Here is an 18709-nt window from a genome sequence, read left to right as displayed (position 1 = left end):
CGGAAAGCCGAGCATCACGCTCGGCCTCCCCGACAGACAATCGTCGGCCCTGCCTATGCAAAAATCTGTAGTCGCTGCCGATAACGTAACGGTAACAAAACCCGCACAATTGCCAAGCAACGTCAGGGCAGTGTACAAATGAGCAGCTGAGGTGAGGCAAACCACTTGATCGTGGTTCCGGCCGCGTGCTCATGCAGCGCAAGACTCGCTCAAACCTCTCTACACGTGACCCTTATTGGCAAGACGCGACATTTCCTTATAAGATCGCGCCTTCCCCTATTTCGTCGCCCCGTGCGGCTTTCGCCGCAGGTCTCGCCCGTTTTTCCGAAAACCCCGGCTTTGAGCATCTGCGGTCGTTGCAAAAAAGGTAGTTAATGATGAGCGCAAGGCACTTTCTCTCCCTGATGGATTGCACGCCCGAAGAGCTAGTCAGCGTGATTCGTCGCGGTATCGAGCTGAAGGACCTGCGTCAACGCGGCGTTCTCTTCGAACCCCTGAAAGGTCGCGTACTGGGCATGATTTTCGAGAAATCATCGACCCGCACCCGCCTGTCATTCGAAGCCGGCATGATCCAGCTGGGTGGCCAGGCAATTTTTCTGTCGCCACGCGACACCCAACTTGGCCGTGGCGAGCCGATTGGCGACTGCGCCATCGTAATGTCGCGCATGCTCGACGCCGTCATGATCCGTACCTTTGCCCACAGCACCCTGACCGAATTCGCGGCCAATTCCCGCGTACCGGTAATCAACGGTCTGTCAGACGACTTGCACCCGTGCCAGTTGCTGGCCGACATGCAGACGTTCCAGGAACATCGTGGATCGATCACGGGTAAAACCGTGGCCTGGATCGGCGACGGCAACAACATGTGCAACAGCTATATAGAAGCGGCCATCCAGTTCGACTTCCAGTTGCGGGTTGCCTGCCCGGAAGGCTATGAGCCCAACCCCGAATTCGTAGCGCAAGCCGGTGATCGCGTGACCATCGTACGCGACCCGCGTGATGCAGTAATGGGTGCCCACCTGGTAAGCACCGATGTGTGGACCTCAATGGGCCAGGAGGAAGAAACCGCCAAACGTCTGGAGCTGTTCGCCCCGTATCAGGTCAACTGCGCCCTGCTCGACCTTGCTGCCGACGACGTGCTTTTCATGCACTGCCTGCCGGCTCACCGCGGCGAAGAAATCAGCCTCGATCTGCTGGACGACCCGCGCTCCGTGGCATGGGATCAAGCCGAAAACCGTCTGCACGCGCAAAAAGCGCTGCTCGAATTCCTTGTCCAACCGGCGTACCAACCCGCATGAGTCAACCGTTATTGCTCAACCTAAGCGATCTGGCCTGTGGTTATCAGGGCCAGAGCGTTGTACAAAATCTCAACCTGCACCTCAACGCCGGAGATATTGGCTGCTTGCTGGGCTCTTCGGGCTGCGGAAAAACCACCACTCTGCGGGCGATCGCCGGTTTTGAGCCGGTGCATCAGGGTGAGATCCGTTTGGCAGGTGAAGTTATCTCCAGTGCCGGCTTTACCCTGGCACCCGAGAAACGTCGTATCGGCATGGTGTTTCAGGACTACGCCCTCTTTCCGCACCTGAGCGTGGCCGACAACATTGCGTTCGGGATTCGCAAACACCCGAACAAAGACCGAGTGACCGAAGAGCTGCTTGAACTGGTCAATCTCAAAAACCTCGGTAAACGTTTCCCCCACGAACTTTCCGGTGGTCAGCAACAGCGTGTTGCCCTTGCCCGCGCATTGGCACCCGAGCCGCAATTACTGTTGCTGGATGAACCCTTTTCCAACCTTGATGGCGAGTTGCGACGCAAACTGAGCCATGAAGTGCGCGACATCCTGAAAGCTCGCGGTACCAGTGCGATTTTGGTGACACACGACCAAGAAGAAGCCTTCGCTGTCAGCGACCACGTAGGCGTCTTCAAGGAAGGTCGTCTTGAGCAGTGGGATACGCCCTACAACCTCTACCACGAGCCGCAGACACCGTTTGTAGCGAGCTTTATCGGTCAGGGATACTTCATTCGAGGGCAGTTGCTGAGCCCTGAGTCGGTACAGACCGAGCTGGGGGTTTTACGCGGTAATCGGGCTTATACCTGGCCAACCGGTGCCGCGGTTGATGTATTGCTGCGCCCGGACGATATCGTTTACGCGCCCGAAAGCGATTTAAAAGCCCGGATTATCGGCAAGACATTCCTGGGTGCTTCCACCTTGTATCGCCTGCAACTGCCGACAGGCTGCCAGCTCGAGTCGATCTTTCCGAGCCACGCCGACCATTTACCCGGCGCCGAAGTAGGGATTCGCGTTGCGGCTGAACATCTGGTGATGTTTCAAACCAGCGGCAGCATTGCAGCACAAATCCCTCATTCTGAAACCGGCGTCAGGCGCTTCAGTACAGCTCACTAAAAACGCTCACAGAACCTGTGGGAATGCTTAAGCCCGCCCTACCCCTGCAAATTTCGCCTGCGTGTGCTCTGCCAGCACCGCAGGCGCCAGTTCAACTTCCAGCCCGCGTCGTCCGGCGCTGACAAAAATAGTCGAAAACCCTTCAGCGCTTTTATCAATAAAGGTACGCAGGCGTTTCTTCTGCCCCAACGGACTGATCCCGCCCAACAAATACCCTGTGGAACGCTGAGCCGCCGCCGGGTCCGCCATCTCGACTTTCTTTACTCCAGCAGCATGTGCCAGTGCTTTTAAATCAAGACTTCCGACGACCGGTACAACGGCGACCAACAACTCACCCTTTTCACTGCTGGCCAACAACGTCTTGAACACTTGGGCAGGCTCCAGGCCAAGCTTCTCTGCGGCTTCCAACCCATAGGACGCAGCCTTTGGGTCGTGCTCGTAGCTGTGTACCCGATGTTCGGCGCGAACTTTTTTCAGCAGATCCAATGCAGGCGTCATAGCAGCTCCAGTCTTGAATAAGGAAGAGATAACCGATCGCCAATTTTAGGCTATTGGCCTGCAAAAAGGCGCTAGGCCGAGGGTTAGCGCTGTGTTTTTAGCTGAAACGCTACATCAAGGCCTACCAATTTGTAGTGTTTGATTACACAAAAACCAATACCAAAGAACTGGTCCCGAGTCAGAATGTGAATACCCGTTCACTTTCGACCTTTGACAGCAGCGTTTCTTGTCTATATTTTTTCGAATCTGAATATACTCGAACGACTTTGCCTGGCCGTGAAAATCAGACATGCGCAACTCCCGGCCCGGACCAAGACGCACTACCACCCTGATTGACGACGTCAAAAAACAACAATAACGAGGTTTCACATGTCGACTGCATCGCAGCACCCTACGCTTTCAGGCCAATGCATGGCCGAGTTTCTCGGTACCGCACTTTTAATTTTCTTTGGCACCGGTTGTGTCGCAGCCCTCAAGGTCGCGGGCGCCAGTTTTGGCTTATGGGAAATCAGCATCATCTGGGGCATTGGCGTCAGCATGGCGATTTACCTGACAGCAGGCGTTTCCGGCGCACACCTGAACCCGGCGGTCAGCATTGCGCTGTGCCTGTTCACCGACTTTGAAAAGCGCAAACTACCCTTCTACATCCTTGCGCAAGTCGCGGGGGCCTTCTGCGCCGCTGCGTTGGTTTACACGCTCTATAGCAACCTTTTCTTCGATTACGAACAAACCCATCAAATGGTCCGCGGTAGCCAGGCAAGCCTGGAACTGGCCTCGGTATTCTCGACCTACCCGCATCCCGCGCTTACCACCCTGCAAGCCTTCCTCGTCGAAATGGTGATCACCGCTATCCTTATGGGCGTGATCATGGCCCTGACCGACGACAAGAACGGCTTGCCGCGTGGCGCATTGGCACCGCTGCTGATCGGCTTGCTGATTGCCGTCATTGGCAGTTCGATGGGACCGCTAACCGGCTTTGCGATGAACCCTGCTCGTGATTTCGGGCCTAAGCTGATGACTTTCTTTGCCGGCTGGGGTGAAATTTCGTTCACTGGCGGACGCGATATTCCTTATTTCCTGATTCCAATCTTTGCGCCGATTGTGGGTGCTTGCCTGGGTGCAGCCATTTATCGCGGGCTGATAGCCCGCCATTTGCCTGAGGCAACACCGGTGGCCGCAGACACCCAAGCCGCAACTCAAGTGAAAACCCAGGCTTCCTGATACCGACTTATGAAACGGGGCGCACGAGACCTACTGCCCATTACCTGTCTCGCGCCCGCAACCTCCCTCATTCTGCAAGGCAACTTCACATGACCGACATTCAGAATAAGAACTACATCATCGCGCTTGACCAAGGCACCACCAGTTCGCGAGCGATCATCTTTGATCGTGACGCCAACGTGGTGTGTACGGCGCAACGCGAGTTTCAACAGCACTACCCGCAACCGGGCTGGGTTGAACACGACCCGATGGAAATTTTCGCAACCCAAAGCGCCGTGATGGTCGAAGCCTTGGCTCAAGCCGGTCTGCACCATGACCAGGTTGCCGCTATCGGCATCACCAACCAGCGCGAAACCACCGTGGTATGGGACAAGGTCAGCGGTCGCCCGATCTACAACGCCATCGTCTGGCAGTGCCGCCGCAGCACCGAAATTTGCGAACAACTCAAACGCGACGGGCACGAGCAGTACATCAGCGACACCACAGGCCTGGTCACCGACCCGTACTTCTCCGGCACCAAGCTCAAGTGGATCCTCGACAACGTCGAAGGCAGCCGCGAACGTGCGCGCAATGGCGAGTTGCTGTTCGGCACCGTCGACAGCTGGCTGATCTGGAAATTTACCGGCGGCAAAACCCACGTTACCGATTACACCAACGCATCGCGCACCATGCTCTTCAACATCCACACCCTGGAGTGGGATACCAAGATGCTGGAGGTGCTGGATATCCCCCGCGAAATGTTGCCTGAAGTGAAGTCGTCTTCAGAGATCTACGGCCGCACCAAAAGCGGTATCGCTATTGCCGGTATTGCAGGCGACCAGCAAGCTGCGTTGTTTGGCCAAATGTGTGTCGAGCCGGGCCAGGCCAAAAACACCTACGGCACCGGCTGCTTCCTGCTGATGAACACCGGTTCCAAAGCCGTCAAATCGAGCCACGGCATGCTGACCACCATCGCCTGCGGCCCACGCGGCGAAGTTGCCTACGCCCTGGAAGGCGCCGTATTCAACGGTGGTTCCACCGTGCAATGGCTGCGCGACGAACTGAAGATCATCAACGACGCTCACGACACCGAATATTTCGCGGGCAAGGTCAAAGACAGTAACGGCGTGTATCTGGTACCCGCATTTACCGGCCTCGGCGCCCCTTACTGGGACCCGTATGCCCGTGGCGCACTGTTCGGCCTGACTCGAGGCGTACGCGTAGATCACATCATTCGTGCAGCACTGGAGTCGATTGCCTACCAGACACGCGACGTACTGGACGCCATGCAGCAGGATTCGGGCGAACGCCTCAAAGCCCTGCGCGTAGACGGTGGAGCCGTAGCCAACAACTTCCTGATGCAATTTCAGGCCGATATTCTCGGCACCCGGGTTGAGCGCCCGCAAATGCGCGAAACCACGGCGCTGGGTGCTGCGTACCTGGCCGGTTTGGCCTGCGGTTTCTGGGGCAGTTTGGACGAATTGCGCGGCAAGGCCGTGATCGAGCGCGAATTCGAACCCGCACTGGACGAAGCCAGCAAAGAGAAGCTTTATGCAGGCTGGAAAAAAGCCGTGAGCCGCACCCGCGACTGGGAACCCCACGAAGAAAGCAACTAAGGCCCAGGGTAATGACAGCTGCGGGCGCCACTGGCGCGCGCAGCTGCTTATGGGCTTGATGGCACCTGCAAGTAGCAGACGGCGCTTTCCTGCGGCATCATGGGCGAATTTTGCTTCGCCGCCCAAAGGAAACTCCATGAATCTGCCTCCACGCCAGCAGCAGATCCTCGAACTCGTTCGCGAGCGCGGCTATGTCAGCATCGAGGAAATGGCTCAGTTGTTCGTCGTTACACCGCAGACCATTCGCCGTGACATCAATCAGTTGGCGGAAGCCGATCTGTTGCGCCGCTACCACGGTGGGGCTGCCTATGATTCCAGTGTCGAAAACACGGCCTACGCCATGCGCGCCGACCAAATGCGCGATGAAAAACGCCGTATTGGCGAGGCCATCGCCGCCCAAATCCCTGATCACGCCTCGATTTTCATCAACATCGGTACCACCACCGAGTCGATTGCCCGGGCGCTGCTCAACCACAACCATCTGAAAATCATCACCAACAACCTGCACGTGGCCTCGATCCTGAGTGCCAAGGATGACTTTGAAGTGCTGATTGCCGGCGGCAACGTACGCCGCGATGGCGGTATCGTGGGTCAGGCCAGCGTCGACTTTATCAACCAGTTCAAGTTCGACTTCGCACTGGTGGGTATCAGCGGTATCGACTCAGACGGCAGCCTGCTGGACTTCGACTATCAGGAAGTCCGCGTATCCCAGGCTATTATCGCCAATGCTCGACAAGTGATTCTCGCAGCCGACTCCAGCAAATTCGGCCGCAATGCGATGGTGCGCCTCGGCCCGATCACCCTGATTGATTGCCTGGTCACTGACCAGCCGCCGGTGCCCGAGCTTGCGCAGTTGTTGGCCCAGAACAAGATTCGCCTGGAAGTGGTTTAAACCAGGGCTGGTCAGGTTTTTTGTGGGAGCGGACTTGCTCGCGATACAGGCAACGCGGTGCGCCTGTCACTACGAGGTGACTCCATCGCGAGCAAGCCCGCTCCCATAGAATCAACACTTCCACTCCGAAATGTTCGAAATTATTCCTTTTAGCCCCACCCGATGAGTTTTTTCAATCGAATGGTGCTGGATGTGCTCGCCCTTATCCGCTAATATTTTCGCAAATGAACATTAATGTTCGAATTCAAATATGCGTAAAGAACGCGAGGCCAACACATGCCCCTGACCACCTTGCCTGCCACTCCCCTCGCTGAGGTTTACGACGTTGCCGTTATTGGCGGCGGAATCAATGGCGTCGGGATTGCGGCAGACGCAGCCGGTCGCGGCCTGTCGGTGTTCCTTTGCGAAAAGGACGATCTGGCCAGCCATACCTCGTCCGCCAGCAGCAAGCTGATCCACGGCGGCCTGCGCTACCTTGAACACTATGAGTTCCGCTTGGTGCGCGAAGCCCTGGCTGAACGTGAAGTGCTGCTGGCGAAAGCCCCGCACATCGTCAAACCCATGCGTTTTGTATTGCCGCATCGCCCGCACCTGCGCCCGGCGTGGATGATCCGCGCCGGGCTGTTCCTGTATGACCACCTGGGCAAACGCGAAAAACTCGCTGGCTCAACCAGTCTCAAGTTCGGTGCTGACAGCCCATTAAAGGCAGAAATCACCAAGGGCTTTGAATATTCTGACTGCTGGGTAGATGACGCACGCTTGGTAGTACTCAACGCCATGGCCGCACGGGAAAAAGGCGCCCATGTTCACACCCAGACTCGTTGTGTAGGTGCGCGCCGTAACAAAGGGCTGTGGGAACTAAACCTGGAGCGCGCAGACGGCAGCCTGTTTTCGATTCGCAGCAAAGCACTGGTCAATGCCGCCGGCCCTTGGGTAGCCAAATTCATCAAGGACGACCTCAAGCTGGATTCGCCTTACGGCATCCGCCTGATTCAAGGCAGTCACCTGATCGTGCCGAAGCTGTATGACGCCCCTAACGCGTTCATTCTGCAAAACGAAGATCAGCGAATTGTGTTCACCATTCCGTACATGGACCAGTTCACCATCATCGGCACAACCGACCGTGAATACACCGGTGATCCGGCCAAGGTCAGCATCACCGAAGAAGAGACCGATTACTTGCTCAATGTGGTCAACGCCCACTTCAAGCAGCAAGTAAGCCGCGCCGATATCCTGCGCACGTACTCCGGTGTGCGTCCGTTGTGTAATGACGAGTCCGACAACCCTTCCGCCGTGACACGCGATTACACTCTTGCCCTGTCTGGCGCGCCAGGCGAGGCACCGCTGCTGTCGGTGTTTGGTGGCAAACTCACCACATACCGCAAGCTGGCCGAATCGGCCATGGCCCAGTTGACCCCGTACTTCCCCCTGATCAAGCCAAGCTGGACAGCCAGCGCGACGCTGCCCGGCGGCGAAGACATGACTACGCCAAAAGCCTTGAGCGCAGCCCTGGTCAGCCAGCACAGCTGGCTGGATGCCGCGATTGCCAAACGCTGGGCAATCACCTACGGCAGCCGCTCATGGCGCTTGCTGGAAGGCGTGCAAGGCCTGAGTGACATGGGCGAGCACATTGGCAGCGGCCTCTATAGCCGTGAAGTTGACTACCTGTGCAGTCAGGAATGGGCACTGGAAACACAGGATATTCTGTGGCGCCGGACCAAACTGGGGCTGTTCACCACCGCTGAAGAGCAGGCCCATCTGACGCAATACATGACCAACCTGGGCCTCAGGCACCGCAAAATAGAAGCAGCTTAAGCACCTTACCCGCCCCACAGGTTTCACATCACTTGTGGGGGCGGCAGTGCGAAGACTCGACTTGCTCGCGCCTACAACCTCGACTGTAAAAAACTTGAGCGCCCGAATCGCCAGCAGCTCGCCCCGCCTTTCATTCGGTTTTCCGAACACCCTAAGCCTGCCGGATTCGGCTTTCCGGGCATCGCTGTGTTTATGCTCCGCCGAAAACAAACTAAAAACCCTTACAAATCAGCACGTTAGACATAAATACAATGTCTGGCACGACTCATGCTCTACACTCTAGACCGAATGCTGAAACAGTGCGTCTCGCCTGTTAAGACATTTGAAGTACAAAAGAGCCCACGAACGGGTTTAATAAAAAAAACAATGTCGAGGAAAACAACGATGCGCATCGTTCCGCAACTTTTGGGCGCAGCAATTGCTGCAGCTCTGATTAGCACTCCAGTTTTTGCAGCCGAATTGACCGGCACACTGAAGAAAATCAAAGAATCCGGCACTATCACCCTCGGGCATCGTGACTCCTCCATTCCGTTTTCCTACATCGCGGACGCTACCGGCAAGCCGGTTGGCTACTCCCACGATGTTCAACTGGCCATTGTCGAAGGGCTGAAAAAGCAGCTCGACATGCCCGACCTCAAGGTCAAGTACAACCTGGTCACTTCCCAGACCCGTATCCCGCTGGTGCAAAACGGCACCGTTGACGTTGAGTGTGGTTCCACCACCAACAACGTTGAACGTCAGCAACAGGTCGACTTCTCGGTTGGCATCTTCGAAATCGGTACACGTCTGCTGTCCAAAAAGGACTCGCCTTACAAGGACTTTGCTGACCTGAAAGGCAAAAACGTCGTAACTACCGCGGGCACTACCTCCGAGCGCATCCTCAAGGCGATGAACGCCGACAAGCAGATGGGCATGAACGTGATCTCGGCAAAAGACCACGGCGAAGCTTTCAACATGCTTGAGTCGGGCCGCGCCGTAGCCTTCATGATGGACGACGCCCTGCTGGCCGGTGAAATGGCCAAGGCCAAGAAGCCAACTGACTGGGCCGTTACAGGTACGCCTCAGTCCTACGAAATCTACGGTTGCATGGTGCGCAAAGGCGACCCGGATTTCAAAAAGGCCGTGGATGACGCAATCGTTGCCTACTACAAGTCTGGCAAGATCAACGACACCTACACCAAATGGTTCCAGTCGCCTATTCCACCTAAAGGCCTGAACCTGATGTTCCCTATGAGCAACGAGCTCAAGGCGCTGATTGCCAACCCGACCGACAAGGCTGCAGACGACAAGCCGGCAGAAGAAAAGAAATCCTGATTTCTGGCTGCTGACACTTCCGGGCGTGAGCCATCACGCCCGGAGTTGTCGACCACCTTTGTACTGAGCTTCTTATTGCATTAGAGAACACTCGGACCGCTGGTTATCGAGCGGGTTCTGCGTGCCCGACGACCCTGTCGGACAGGAACGGATTCCCTGAAGCAAGTGCTTGTTTATAGACCCATCTGAGGGGAGACCCTGCATGAATTACAACTGGGACTGGAGCGTGTTCTTCAAGTCCACCGGCGTAGGCAGCGAGACGTATCTCGACTGGTTTATTTCTGGTTTGGGCTGGACCATCGCTATCGCTGTTGTCGCCTGGATAGTCGCGTTGATCCTGGGTTCGCTGCTGGGCGTCATGCGCACGCTGCCCAACCGTTTTATCGCGGGTATCGCCACGGTTTACGTGGAAATCTTCCGTAACGTTCCGCTGCTGGTGCAGCTGTTTATCTGGTACTTCCTGGTACCCGATTTGCTGCCTCCGGATTTGCAGGAGTGGTACAAGCAAGACCTCAACCCGACCACCTCGGCTTACCTGAGCGTTGTCGTGTGTCTGGGCCTGTTTACCGCAGCACGGGTTTGCGAACAGGTACGCACCGGTATTGAAGCACTGCCGCGAGGCCAGGAAGCTGCCGCCCGCGCTATGGGTTTCAGCATGATGCAAATCTACTGGAACGTACTGCTGCCACAAGCCTATCGCATCATCATTCCACCGCTCACCTCCGAATTCCTCAACGTGTTCAAGAACTCGTCCGTGGCTTCGTTGATCGGTTTGATGGAGCTGCTGGCACAAACCAAACAGACCGCCGAGTTTTCCGCCAACCTGTTTGAAGCCTTCACCCTGGCCACTCTGATCTACTTCACCCTGAACATGAGCCTGATGTTGCTGATGCGTCTGATCGAGAAGAAAGTAGCGGTGCCCGGTCTGATGTCTTTGGGGGGTAAATAATGGACTTCTTCGATTTCAGCGGGATTGTTCCCGCCCTGCCAGGCCTGTGGAACGGCATGGTCATGACCTTGAAACTCATGATCCTGGGTGTTATCGGTGGTGTCGCGCTGGGCACTGTGCTGGCATTGATGCGTTTGTCGTCAAGCAAGTGGATGGCCAACCTGGCAGGCGCTTACGTCAACTACTTCCGTTCGATCCCGTTGCTGCTGGTGATTACCTGGTTCTACCTGGCCGTACCCTTCGTATTGCGCTGGATCACCGGTAAAGACACTCCGATCGGCGCTTTCGAGTCGTGCATGGTGGCCTTCGTCATGTTCGAAGCCGCCTATTTTTGCGAGATCGTCCGAGCGGGCGTACAGGCCATTCCGAAAGGCCAGATGGGAGCAGCCAAAGCGCTGGGTATGAGTTATGGCCAGGCCATGCGCCTGATCATCCTGCCCCAGGCATTTCGTAAAATGACCCCATTGCTGCTGCAACAGAGCATCATCCTGTTCCAGGACACCTCATTGGTGTACACAGTTGGCCTGGTGGATTTCCTCAATGCCTCGCGTTCCAGTGGCGACATCATCGGCCGCTCCAATGAGTTCCTGATCTTCGCCGGTCTGGTGTATTTCATCATCAGCTTTTCCGCCTCGCTGCTGGTCAAGCGTCTGCAAAAAAGGTTTGCCGTATGATCTCGATCAAGAACATCAACAAGTGGTACGGGGACTTCCAGGTACTGACCGATTGCAGTACTGAAGTCAAAAAGGGTGAAGTGGTCGTAGTCTGTGGCCCGTCCGGCTCGGGCAAGTCGACCCTGATCAAGTGCGTCAACGCCCTTGAACCGTTCCAGAAAGGCGACATCGTGGTTGATGGCACGTCCATTGCCGACCCAAAGACCAACCTGCCGAAACTGCGTTCGCGCGTTGGCATGGTGTTCCAGCATTTCGAACTGTTCCCGCACATGACCATCACCGAAAACCTGACCATTGCACAGGTCAAGGTACTGGGTCGCAGCAAGGCCGAGGCCACCAAAAAAGGCCTTGAACTGCTGGAACGCGTCGGCCTGTCGGCACACGCCCACAAGCACCCCGGCCAACTTTCTGGTGGTCAGCAACAGCGAGTGGCAATTGCCCGCGCATTGGCCATGGACCCGATCGTCATGCTGTTTGACGAACCGACCTCGGCGCTTGACCCGGAAATGGTCAACGAAGTACTCGACGTCATGGTGCAACTGGCCAACGAAGGCATGACCATGATGTGCGTAACCCACGAAATGGGTTTTGCGCGCAAGGTGGCCAACCGAGTGATCTTTATGGACCAGGGCAAAATCGTCGAAGACTGTGAAAAAGAAGAGTTCTTCGGCGACGTTAGTGCCCGCTCCGAGCGTGCACAGCACTTCCTCGCCAAGATCCTGCAGCACTAAGTCCGGCGTAAGTAAAATACCTGTAGCCGCTGCCGCAGGCTGCGACAAGCTCCGAAGGGGCTTCGCTTTTAAACAAAGCAGGGCTGCATCGCAGCCCATCGCAGCCTGCGGCAGCGGCTACAGTTTTCGCGTGCCTCTTATCGCGACAAGGCATCTGTGATGAAATGCGACCCCATTCTTTATCGCGGTGCTCCGCCCTCACTTGCCGTGAAACCTCGTCTGCTCCGTCACTTTCTGTTGCCGCTGCTGATCATCCTGCTGACGATTGGCCTGGGTTACGCCGGCTATCGCATCAGCGAACATTTCGGCATCCGCACCCTCAGCGAAACCGGCGAACGCCAGCTTGAACTCCACGCCCGCACCGTCGAAAGTGAGCTGGGCAAATACACTTACCTGCCCAGCCTGCTGGAACTGGAGTCCAGCGTTTCTCAATTGCTGGCCGACCCGAGCGCGCAAAACCGGGTCACCGTCAATCAGTACCTCGAAGGCCTGAACCGCCGCAGCCGCAGCCGGGCTATCTATGTACTCGATACCACCGGCCGTGTGATGGCCACCAGCAACTGGCGTGATACCGACAGCTACCTTGGGGAAGACCTGTCTTTTCGTGCTTACTTCCAGGACGCCGTGCGCGGTCAGCCGGGGCGCTTTTATGGCATCGGCAGCACCTCTGGCGAGCCGGGTTACTACCTGGCTCACGGCCTTGAAGAGCAAGGCAAAATCATTGGCGTAGCCGTGATCAAGGTCCGTCTCGAAGCCCTTGAAGAGCGCTGGCAACGCGCCCGCCTCGAAGCCTATGTAAGCGACGAGAATGGCATCATCATTCTGTCCAGCGATCCGAGCAGACGGCTCAAGTCAATTCGCCCACTCAGCGCCGACACCAAGGAGCGGCTGGCGCGCAGCCTTCAATACTACTGGTGGCCGCTCAACGAGCTGCAACCACTGGAGCGCGAGAGCCTGGCCGAAGGGGTCGAGAAAGTCACCTTTGCCAACAACAGCGAAGTCGTCACCGATCATCAGGAAGTCAGCTACCTGGCGCAAACCCGCAGGCTCAACGACACGCCTTGGGACATTACTCTGCTTACACCACTGCAAGACCTGCGCCGTGAAGCGGCGAATCAGGGAATGCTGGTAGCAGTGGCGTTTGCCCTGCTGGCCTTTTTGCTGATTGCCTGGAATGAGCGGCGCAAAGTAATCGCCACCCGCCTGGCCGCACGTGAAGCCCTGCAAGAAGCCAACAACCAGCTGGAACGCAAGATCACTGAACGCACCACCCACCTGCGGGCCAGCAACGAACGGCTCAAAGGTCAGATTCGCGAGCGCCGTCAGGCCGAAGACACCTTGCGCCGAGCCCAGGATGAACTGGTACAGGCAGGTAAATTGGCGGCCATCGGACAGATGTCGACCAGCATTGCCCACGAGCTGAATCAGCCGTTAGCGGCCCTGCGCACACTGTCGGGCAACACCGTGCGCTTTCTTGAGCGCGGAGATCTCAAGGTCGCCGCAGACAACCTCGGCACTATCAACAATCTGGTCGACCGCATGGGGCGCATTACCGCCAACCTGCGCTCGTTCGCCCGCCGTGGCGATGATCATGGCCAGGCCAGCCTGGGCAAGGCCGTCGACGCAGCTCTGCAATTGCTCGCCAACCGTATGGAAGAGTCGGGGGTGCAACTGCATCGTGACCTCAATGATGAACTGCTGAAGATCGATCAAACCCGACTGGAACAAATTCTGGTTAACCTGATCGGCAACGCGCTGGACGCCATGCAGGGGCAGCCAACGCCGCCCCAGCTGTGGCTGACGGGCGAATTCAGTGACGACAAATACCGTTTGCGCGTACGTGATAACGGTCCCGGGATTGACCCCGAAGCCCGCAAACATCTCTTCGAACCGTTCTTCACCACCAAACCCGGCGAGCAGGGCCTGGGCCTGGGCCTGACCCTGTCAGCCAGTCTGGCCGCAGCCGCTGGCGGCAACCTCAGCGTTGAGTTCCCGGCCATTGGTGGTGTCGCATTTGTCCTTCTTTTACCGCTGGTGCAACCCGCTAAGGCCGAGCCGATATGAATAACGACCTGACCGTCCTGATTGTTGAAGACGACCCCCATGTCCTGCTCGGATGCCAACAGGCGCTGGCACTCGAAGACATTCGCAGCGAAGGCGTGAGTACTGCCGAACAGGCGCTGGCTCTGGTGGGCGATAACTTCCCCGGCATAGTCATCAGCGACATTCGTCTGCCTGGGATTGATGGTCTCGAGCTGCTCAAGCGCCTCAAGGCCCGCGACCGCAGCCTGCCGGTGGTACTGATTACCGGTCATGGTGATATTTCCATGGCGGTGGGTGCCATGCGTGACGGCGCCTATGACTTTATGGAGAAACCCTTTTCCCCCGAACGCTTGGTGGACGTGGCCCGCCGCGCACTGGAGCAACGCAGCCTGGCGCGAGAAGTGTGGTCGCTGCGGCGCCAATTGGCCGAACGCGACTCGCTCGAGGGCCGCATCATCGGGCGCTCACCAGCCATGCAGCAATTACGCGAACTGATCGCCAACGTCGCCGATACATCTGCCAACGTGTTGATTGAAGGCGAAACCGGTACTGGCAAGGAACTGGTCGCCCGCTGCCTGCACGACTTCAGCCGACGCCAGCCCCAACAGTTTGTCGCCCTCAACTGCGGCGGCTTGCCGGAAAACCTGTTTGAAAGCGAGATTTTCGGCCACGAAGCCAACGCCTTCACCGGCGCAGGCAAACGCCGCATCGGCAAAATCGAACACGCTCATGGCGGCACACTGTTTCTCGATGAAGTTGAAAGCATGCCGCTTAACCTGCAGATAAAACTGCTGCGGGTGTTGCAGGAGCGCACGCTGGAGCGCCTGGGTTCCAACCAGAGCATTGATGTCGATTGCCGAGTGATCGCGGCCACCAAATCCGACCTCGACCAACTGAGCAAAGCCAGCCAGTTTCGCAGTGACCTGTATTACCGGCTGAACGTAGTGACCCTCGAACTGCCGCCATTGCGCGAACGTCGCGAAGATATCCTGCAATTGTTCGAATACTTCCTGCAGCAATCGTCCCTGCGTTTCGACCGCACGGCCCCCGAGCTGGACAACCAGACCCTGTCGAGCCTGATGAGCCATGACTGGCCGGGCAACGTACGTGAGCTGCGCAACGTGGCCGAGCGTTTCGCCCTGGGCCTGCCTGCGTTTAAAAAGCCGGGGAGCAACGCGGCACAGGGGCTGGGGTTCTCCGAGGCGGTGGAAGCGTTCGAACGCAACCTGCTCAATGACGCTTTGCAACGCAGTGGCGGTAACCTGACCCAGGCCAGCCTGGAACTGGGGATGGCCAAGACCACCCTGTTCGACAAAGTCAAAAAATACGGGCTCGCGCACTGATGGATCTGATTCTGAAAGCAGCTTTGGGCGCCGCCGTAGTAATCGTTCTGGCGATGCTGGCCAAGACCAAAAACTACTACATCGCGGGTTTGGTTCCCTTGTTCCCGACCTTTGCCCTGATTGCGCATTACATCGTCGGCAAAGGCCGTTCAGTGGACGACCTGAAAACCACCATTGTCTTCGGCATGTGGTCGATCATTCCCTACTTCGTCTACCTTGCAACGCTGTATGTGTTGGTCGACCGCATGCGCCTTGAAGCGTCACTGGCGCTGGCAGCCGTGGCCTGGCTGATGGCCGCGACCGTACTGGTCAGCGTGTGGGTGCGCTTGCACTAACGCGCTTTTATATGTGTGGGGACGAGCCTGCTCGAGGAGTTCTTGAGATCTTCGCGAGCAGGCTCGCTCCCACAGGTCACGTGATTAAACGCCACATTGGCCCGCCCCTTGCATTTACCCCCTGAAGCCCGCCCTGCCTCAATCGGCGGCGATTTAATGGGGTAAATGACACGTTGAATATTCTCGATCTTGATCACAGCCTGACCGCCCAAGAGCCCATTGTGCAGCGCCTGGCCGATGGTCGCGCGACACGTTTGGACTTGCTGGAACTGGGCCCGCAATTGCGTCTGTGGTCCACCGAACGCAATTACCAACGCTTCACCCAGCGCCTGCAGCAGCGCCCAAAGCGCTCTACACAGCGGCCTGAAGTGTTCTTCGTCGGCTCCGGTGACTATCACCACCTGACACCAGCCTTGCTCAGCAACTTGCCCGAACCCATAACCCTGATCCACTTCGACAACCACCCCGACTGGGTACGCTTTGCCCCCCGCCGTCACTGCGGTTCGTGGATCAATCGCGCGCTGAAAATGCCGAACATCAAGCGCATCGTCACCCTCGGCCCATGCAGTGACGACCTGCAAAACCCGCAATTGAAGGGCGGCAACCTGGGAGCTCTGCGCCGTGGCGATTTGCAGTTATTTCCCTGGCAACACGCCCCCACCAAAGTCTGGGGCAGGATCGGCGATGGCGCCGGACACGAACAGCGCGAGAACCACCTGCACTGGCGCAATCTCGCCGATCAGGACTGGCCGAGCTTCCTCGACAATCTGATCCAGAGCCTGCCCACGGAAGCAATCTGGATCACCGTGGACAAAGACGTGCTTGCCAGTGAAGACGCCGCCACCAACTGGGACCAGGGCGGGATGCGCCTGACCCACTTGCTCCAGGCCATCCGCGCCCTCGCCACCAGCAAACGCGTGCTGGGCATCGACATCTGCGGCGAATTCGCCAAGGCGCCCCACCACAATTTGCTTAAACGTTGGGAGGCCAAGTCCGACCAGCCTGCACCTGAGCGATGGAGCGAGAGTGATTTGCTGCGTAACTCGATCACCAATGCAGCGCTGCTCGAATTGTTTGAGGAGCTGTTTCCGTGACCTTGATCGTGATTGCCTTGGTGGCGTTCTCCATCGTGCTCGATGTGATTGGCCAACTGTGTTTCAAAATCGGCCTGGACCGGTTGCCTGAACTGGAGGGTGGCTTTCGCCTCAATGCGTTCTGGGGCCAGGTATTCAATGCACCGCTGCTGTGGGCCGGGATCGGCGCCTACGTGATCGAGTTTTTCGTCTGGCTCCAGGCCCTCTCGCGGGCACCGCTAAGCCTGCTGTTCCCGGCCGCGGCGCTGGCGTATTGCGGAGCGGTGTTCGCCGGTAAGGTGTTCCTTGGCGAACACGTCAGCCGTCGGCGCTGGATGGGCACCTTGGTGATTACCCTTGGCGTGATGCTCGTCTGCATCGCCGGGGCTTGAGGAGTTGAGCAATGGAAAATACTGACACGCTGAAACTGGCAGACCACGGCTGGCTGCATGGCCGCCTGGGTACGATTGTGCTGTGGGCATTGTTGATCGCCCTCGAAAGCTCAGGGCAAATAGCCACCAAAGTCGGTGGTGATCAATTGGGACAGATGGACTTCACTCTGCAATGGCTCCACGCAGTGATGCTCAACCCCGGGGTATGGATCGCGATTGCCTGTTATATCGGCGCGTTTTTCGTCTGGATGCTGATCCTGCGCCGCAGCAGCCTGTCGCTGGCATTCCCCTTGAGTTCACTGGTGTTTGTCGGCGTTTTACTAGGCTCATGGCTAGGCTTGGGCGAACACATCAGTACGTTGCACTGGATCGGCGTCGCGGTGATTATTGCCGGGATTGCCGTGCTGGCGGACGGCGAGCCGGAACACTGACAGTTGCATCGATACATTACAGGGGTTGGGAGACGTCAGAACTTATAGCTGATCGCCGTCTGCACCGACCCCTGATTCACATCGCCCTGTTCCCTGACGATGCTGCTGTGTGCCGCCGAGCCCAGCAGATGAGTCCAGCTGGCGCTGGCCACCAGCGACCAGTGCTCAGCCAGCGGGAAGTCAAAATTCTGGGTCAGGGTCACGCTCTGAAATCCACCACTGGCCTTGTAGGACGAAATACCGGAGGCCTGAGCCTCGCTGTCACTCACACCAAAGAACGTCGACATCTGTCGAGCATCCGCAAAGTGCGCCGCCAACTGGCTGCTGCCAATAATTCCCAGCCCCAGCGGATACCCCAGCTCACCGCCGACCTGCCCCAACACGCCGCCCTGACCGCCCCCGCCACCCACTGCCTGCCCCAACTGCGCATACACTCGCCAGAACTCGGCCGGGCTGTACTGCACAAAGCCGCCAAGCTCAGCCATATCAGACACATCGCGTAAACCGCGCAACGAACCATCGGCATCACGTCCCGAAAGATAGTTGATAAACGGACCCGCGCTCCAGCCATCGACATTGAATGCGCTCCAGGTCAGGCCGTCATCGGTATTGAGGCTGACATCCCCCCAGTCCAGATCAAAGTACGGCAAGGGCACCGTCTCATAGCGACTGGCACTCGGATCGTACGGCTGATAGCCAACCCCCACGCCCACCTCTCCACTCGGGCCGTCTGCGGCGTACGCGTCAGCAGTACCCCCTAGCAAAGTGAGGAGCAAAAAAATACAACCGGAGGTTTTCATGACAAAAGTTCCATTAAAGTTCATACGCGCATCAATCTCTTTTTCAAGCAGCAGAGGCAAGCACTGATGTTGTTTGTAGCAAGCTACAAAAATTGTAGCTGCAAAGCCTGAACACACCGCCATATCTGCGAAGGGCACCGGCCCGCTGGGCTTACGCGGGTTGGCACAATCAATGCAATGTCCTGTAGCAAGCGCAAAA

Annotated in this window: 18 protein-coding genes; 16 read left to right on the top strand and 2 right to left on the bottom strand. The window is 57.4% G+C overall.

Features of this window, described 5'->3' with window-relative positions; all coding sequences use genetic code 11:
* Positions 1–377 precede the first annotated feature (377 nt).
* Positions 378–1298 carry an ornithine carbamoyltransferase gene (gene argF / locus N7D90_RS04920; RefSeq protein WP_261741133.1) on the top strand — a complete coding sequence of 307 codons (921 nt, stop codon included), beginning with the start codon at positions 378–380 and terminating at the stop codon, positions 1296–1298.
* Entirely contained in the window at positions 1295–2404 is a 1110-nt protein-coding gene (locus N7D90_RS04915; protein ID WP_261741132.1) for an ABC transporter ATP-binding protein, read from the top strand. Before argF ends, N7D90_RS04915 begins: the two co-directional genes overlap by 4 nt.
* Before the next feature lie 27 nt (positions 2405–2431).
* Here N7D90_RS04915 and ybaK read toward each other — a convergent pair whose 3' ends face one another.
* Complete coding sequence (ybaK, locus tag N7D90_RS04910) at positions 2432–2902, bottom strand: Cys-tRNA(Pro) deacylase (RefSeq protein ID WP_261741131.1); 471 nt, start codon at positions 2900–2902, stop codon at positions 2432–2434.
* Positions 2903–3271: 369 nt separating this feature from the next.
* Between ybaK and N7D90_RS04905 the strand changes: the two genes are divergently transcribed.
* The 14 genes from N7D90_RS04905 (at position 3272) to N7D90_RS04840 (ending at position 17710) form a co-directional block, all read left to right on the top strand.
* Entirely contained in the window at positions 3272–4123 is an 852-nt protein-coding gene (locus N7D90_RS04905; protein WP_261741130.1) for an MIP/aquaporin family protein, read from the top strand.
* A gap of 89 nt (positions 4124–4212) precedes the next feature.
* Complete coding sequence (gene glpK / locus N7D90_RS04900) at positions 4213–5718, top strand: glycerol kinase GlpK (RefSeq protein WP_261741129.1); 1506 nt, start codon at positions 4213–4215, stop codon at positions 5716–5718.
* Between the two features lie 136 nt (positions 5719–5854).
* Positions 5855–6610, top strand: a complete 756-nt coding sequence (locus N7D90_RS04895; RefSeq protein ID WP_261741128.1) for a DeoR family transcriptional regulator — start codon at positions 5855–5857, stop codon at positions 6608–6610.
* A 276-nt stretch (positions 6611–6886) separates the two neighbouring features.
* Positions 6887–8425 (top strand): glycerol-3-phosphate dehydrogenase, encoded by a 1539-nt coding sequence (glpD, locus tag N7D90_RS04890; protein WP_261741127.1) that lies wholly within the window; start codon positions 6887–6889, stop codon positions 8423–8425.
* Between the two features lie 384 nt (positions 8426–8809).
* Positions 8810–9739 carry a glutamate/aspartate ABC transporter substrate-binding protein gene (locus N7D90_RS04885; protein ID WP_261741126.1) on the top strand — a complete coding sequence of 310 codons (930 nt, stop codon included), beginning with the start codon at positions 8810–8812 and terminating at the stop codon, positions 9737–9739.
* A gap of 202 nt (positions 9740–9941) precedes the next feature.
* Positions 9942–10688: an amino acid ABC transporter permease gene (locus N7D90_RS04880; protein WP_261741125.1), complete on the top strand. Its 747-nt coding sequence runs from the start codon at positions 9942–9944 to the stop codon at positions 10686–10688.
* The gene (locus N7D90_RS04875) at positions 10688–11362 is read left to right on the top strand and encodes an amino acid ABC transporter permease (protein WP_261741124.1); all 675 of its coding nucleotides are present in this window, start codon (positions 10688–10690) and stop codon (positions 11360–11362) included. Before N7D90_RS04880 ends, N7D90_RS04875 begins: the two co-directional genes overlap by 1 nt.
* Entirely contained in the window at positions 11359–12093 is a 735-nt protein-coding gene (locus tag N7D90_RS04870; RefSeq protein WP_016779681.1) for an amino acid ABC transporter ATP-binding protein, read from the top strand. The genes N7D90_RS04875 and N7D90_RS04870 overlap by 4 nt, the downstream gene beginning before the upstream one ends.
* A 159-nt stretch (positions 12094–12252) precedes the next feature.
* Positions 12253–14157: an ATP-binding protein gene (locus N7D90_RS04865; RefSeq protein ID WP_261741123.1), complete on the top strand. Its 1905-nt coding sequence runs from the start codon at positions 12253–12255 to the stop codon at positions 14155–14157.
* A gap of 44 nt (positions 14158–14201) precedes the next feature.
* Entirely contained in the window at positions 14202–15479 is a 1278-nt protein-coding gene (locus N7D90_RS04860; RefSeq protein ID WP_261742381.1) for a sigma-54-dependent transcriptional regulator, read from the top strand.
* Between the two features lie 8 nt (positions 15480–15487).
* Positions 15488–15814, top strand: coding sequence for a GlpM family protein (locus N7D90_RS04855; RefSeq protein ID WP_261742380.1), 327 nt, complete (start codon positions 15488–15490; stop codon positions 15812–15814).
* Positions 15815–15987: 173 nt separating this feature from the next.
* On the top strand, positions 15988–16908 hold the full coding sequence (locus tag N7D90_RS04850; protein WP_261741122.1) for an arginase: 921 nt from the start codon (positions 15988–15990) through the stop codon (positions 16906–16908).
* Complete coding sequence (locus tag N7D90_RS04845; RefSeq protein WP_261741121.1) at positions 16905–17279, top strand: EamA family transporter; 375 nt, start codon at positions 16905–16907, stop codon at positions 17277–17279. Before N7D90_RS04850 ends, N7D90_RS04845 begins: the two co-directional genes overlap by 4 nt.
* Positions 17280–17290: 11 nt before the next feature.
* Entirely contained in the window at positions 17291–17710 is a 420-nt protein-coding gene (locus tag N7D90_RS04840) for a transporter (protein WP_261741120.1), read from the top strand.
* Positions 17711–17745: 35 nt separating this feature from the next.
* On the opposite strand, the gene N7D90_RS04835 is transcribed toward N7D90_RS04840, so the two are convergent.
* Entirely contained in the window at positions 17746–18510 is a 765-nt protein-coding gene (locus tag N7D90_RS04835) for a MipA/OmpV family protein (protein WP_261741119.1), read from the bottom strand.
* Positions 18511–18709: the final 199 nt, after the last annotated feature.

The organism is Pseudomonas fragi, assembly GCF_025426255.1.
In the GTDB taxonomy this organism is placed as follows: Bacteria; Pseudomonadota; Gammaproteobacteria; order Pseudomonadales; family Pseudomonadaceae; genus Aquipseudomonas; species Aquipseudomonas kulmbachensis.
This window is presented reverse-complemented; position numbering and strand designations above follow the sequence as displayed.

Coding starts and splice junctions, on each gene's coding strand:
- glpD (WP_261741127.1), top strand. CDS start 6,887: ATGCCCCTGACCACCTTGCCTGCCACTCCCCTCGCTGAGGTTTACGAC.
- ybaK (WP_261741131.1), bottom strand. CDS start 2,902: ATGACGCCTGCATTGGATCTGCTGAAAAAAGTTCGCGCCGAACATCGG.
- N7D90_RS04895 (WP_261741128.1), top strand. CDS start 5,855: ATGAATCTGCCTCCACGCCAGCAGCAGATCCTCGAACTCGTTCGCGAG.
- N7D90_RS04885 (WP_261741126.1), top strand. CDS start 8,810: ATGCGCATCGTTCCGCAACTTTTGGGCGCAGCAATTGCTGCAGCTCTG.
- N7D90_RS04875 (WP_261741124.1), top strand. CDS start 10,688: ATGGACTTCTTCGATTTCAGCGGGATTGTTCCCGCCCTGCCAGGCCTG.
- N7D90_RS04880 (WP_261741125.1), top strand. CDS start 9,942: ATGAATTACAACTGGGACTGGAGCGTGTTCTTCAAGTCCACCGGCGTA.
- argF (WP_261741133.1), top strand. CDS start 378: ATGAGCGCAAGGCACTTTCTCTCCCTGATGGATTGCACGCCCGAAGAG.
- N7D90_RS04840 (WP_261741120.1), top strand. CDS start 17,291: ATGGAAAATACTGACACGCTGAAACTGGCAGACCACGGCTGGCTGCAT.
- N7D90_RS04915 (WP_261741132.1), top strand. CDS start 1,295: ATGAGTCAACCGTTATTGCTCAACCTAAGCGATCTGGCCTGTGGTTAT.
- N7D90_RS04865 (WP_261741123.1), top strand. CDS start 12,253: ATGAAATGCGACCCCATTCTTTATCGCGGTGCTCCGCCCTCACTTGCC.
- N7D90_RS04905 (WP_261741130.1), top strand. CDS start 3,272: ATGTCGACTGCATCGCAGCACCCTACGCTTTCAGGCCAATGCATGGCC.
- N7D90_RS04870 (WP_016779681.1), top strand. CDS start 11,359: ATGATCTCGATCAAGAACATCAACAAGTGGTACGGGGACTTCCAGGTA.
- N7D90_RS04835 (WP_261741119.1), bottom strand. CDS start 18,510: ATGAAAACCTCCGGTTGTATTTTTTTGCTCCTCACTTTGCTAGGGGGT.
- glpK (WP_261741129.1), top strand. CDS start 4,213: ATGACCGACATTCAGAATAAGAACTACATCATCGCGCTTGACCAAGGC.